Source organism: Aliiruegeria sabulilitoris, assembly GCF_001558155.1.
Classification (GTDB): Bacteria; Pseudomonadota; Alphaproteobacteria; order Rhodobacterales; family Rhodobacteraceae; genus Tropicimonas; species Tropicimonas sabulilitoris.
Genome location: NZ_LOAS01000089.1, coordinates 1 through 2456 on the forward strand (window position 1 = coordinate 1; position 2456 = coordinate 2456).

Consider the following 2456-nt stretch of genomic DNA (forward strand, 5'->3'; position numbering starts at 1 on the left):
TTGGGCAGACTCTACATTACGGTGAGGGACTTTCCGGGGGGCAGGTCAGGACATTCTCGATCTGAAGGTCTTCAAACATCTCAAGTTGGCCAGGTGTGACCCGCTTCTTGCGCGCCAGACTTCTTCCTTCGAAATCGCGCAACCATTTACCGATAGCACCGCTGTTCATCTCCCAAGCTGCCTGGGATGAGTTCGCCCGGAGGATGTTCAATAAGTTGCGAACATAGAGTTGGTCTTGCGTATTCCGGCGTGTTGAGAGCGGCGGTGAGAAAGTCGTCCATGGTAGCGGCGGGATGACCTTGCTGCGGGCGGCTTAAAAATCGTCCACCTTTACCCTTCCTGATTTGACGGAGGGAGGGCGGGAGGATCTTCACCGTGGATTTGTATCGCAAGGTTCGTCTGGCCTGTGCCGAGGGCATGAGTCAGCGTGAAGCGGCCCGGCATTTCGGGATATCTCGTGACAGCGTTCGGAAGATTTTGGCGTTTTCGATCCCACCTGGATATCGGCGGTCGGCACCGATCCGGCGACCAAAGCTGGATGGGTTCACCGGGATCATAGATCAATGGCTGTCGGAGGATCGGGAGCGACCGCGCAAACAGCGGCATACGTCCAAGCGGATCTTCGAACGGCTCCGTGACGAGCATGGGTTCGAGGGCGGTTACACCATCATCAAAGACTATGCGAGGGAACACGGTCGGCGACATCGGGAGATGTTTGTTCCGCTTGATCATGCGCCCGGCCATGCCCAGGCTGACTTCGGTGAGGCGGTCGTGGTGATCGGTGGCGTCGAACAGAAGGCCCATTTCTTTGCCCTGGATCTGCCGCACAGCGATGCCTGCTACATCCGGGCTTTTCCGGCGGCGACAGCAGACGCCTGGATGGATGGCCACGTTCATGCCTTTGGGTTCTGCGGGGCTGTGCCGCAGTCGATCCTCTACGATAATGATCGGTGTCTGGTGGCAAAGATCGAACCGGATGGAACCCGCAGGCGTGCGCGGTTGTTCAGCGAGATGCTGTCTCACTACGTGATCCGGGACCGCTACGGGCGGCCCGGCAAGGGCAAGGGCAAGGGAGGCGTTGAGGGCCTGGTCGGTTATGCCCGCCGCAACTTCATGGTGCCGATCCCGAGTTTTCCGACTTGGGATGCCTTCAACGACTGGCTCGAAGGGCAGTGCCGGAAACGCCAGAATGACAAGCTGCGCGGGCACAGTGAGACGATTGGTGAACGGCTCCAAAGGGACCTGGGGGCGATGGCTCAACTGCCAGCTACGCCTTTTGAAGCCTGTGACCAGACATCGGGCCGTGTCAGTTCGCTCGCGCTGGTGCGTTACAAAACCAACGACTATTCCGTGCCGGTTGCCTACGGGCACCGAGATGTCTGGATCCGCGCCTATGTAGACCGGGTCGTGATCGGCTCTGGCGGCGAGGTCATCGCGCGACACGCACGCAACTACGACCGCGAAGACATGATCTTCGATCCGATCCATTACCTGCCGTTGCTGGAGAAGAAGATAGGTGCCTTCGAGCAGGCCGCCCCGTTGGTGGGTTGGGAACTTCCCAAGGCATTCAGCACCCTTCAGAGGCTGATGGAGGCACGTCTGCTGAAAGCCGGGCGGCGAGAGTATGTGCAGGTCCTACGACTACTCGAAAGCTTCGAGATGGAGGAGGTTCATGCTGCCGTGAAGACGGCCCTCCAGATGGGCACAATCAGCTTCGATGGAGTGAAGCATCTGGTGCTATGCCGGATCGAACGGCGTCCGCCGAGGCTCGATCTGGATGTCTACCCCTACTTGCCACGGGCCAGAGTGGCGACAACATCTCCGGCCAGCTACATGTGCCTGACAACCGGTGGCGTGGCATGACGGAAGCGCCGCAGATCCTGCTGAACCACCAGCTGAAGAGGCTGAAGCTGCCGACCATCCTGCGGGAATATGACAAGCAGGCCCGGCTCTGTGCTGCTGAGGGTCGTGACCATGTCCAGTTCCTGGCCCGTCTGATCGAGCTGGAACTCATCGACCGGGAAAGGCGGATGATTGAACGCCGGATCAAGGCCGCGAAATTCCCGGCCACCAAGAGCCTGGACAGCTTCGACTTCGCCGCCATCCCTTCTTTGAACAAGATGCAGGTGCTGGAACTGGCACGCTGCGAATGGATCGACCGCTGCGAGAACGTCATCGCTCTCGGTCCCAGCGGCACCGGCAAGACCCACGTGGCCCTCGGCCTCGGTCTGGCCGCTTGCCAGAAAGGGATGGCTGTTCGGTTTACATCCGCCGCCGCCATCGTTCACGAGCTGATGGAAGCGCGAGACGAGCGCCAGCTCCTGCGGCTTCAGAAGCAACTGGTGAAACAGAAACTCCTGATCATCGACGCACTCGGCTTTGTACCCCTCAGCAAGACCGGAGCCGAGTGTCTGACGTCAGCGCCTATGGGACAGATTTGAAGTTTTCGTAACGGA

General features: G+C 59.6%; 1 protein-coding gene and 1 pseudogene. Both read left to right on the plus strand.

The window, feature by feature from the left end; translation table 11 throughout:
- The first annotated feature begins 375 nt into the window (after positions 1 to 375).
- Positions 376 to 1863, plus strand: a complete 1488-nt coding sequence (gene istA / locus AX756_RS24615) for an IS21 family transposase (protein ID WP_082739369.1) — start codon at positions 376 to 378, stop codon at positions 1861 to 1863.
- A pseudogene (locus AX756_RS24620) lies at positions 1860 to 2414 on the plus strand (ATP-binding protein); the annotation flags it as partial. The gene istA and the pseudogene AX756_RS24620, both read left to right, overlap by 4 nt.
- Positions 2415 to 2456 lie beyond the last annotated feature (42 nt).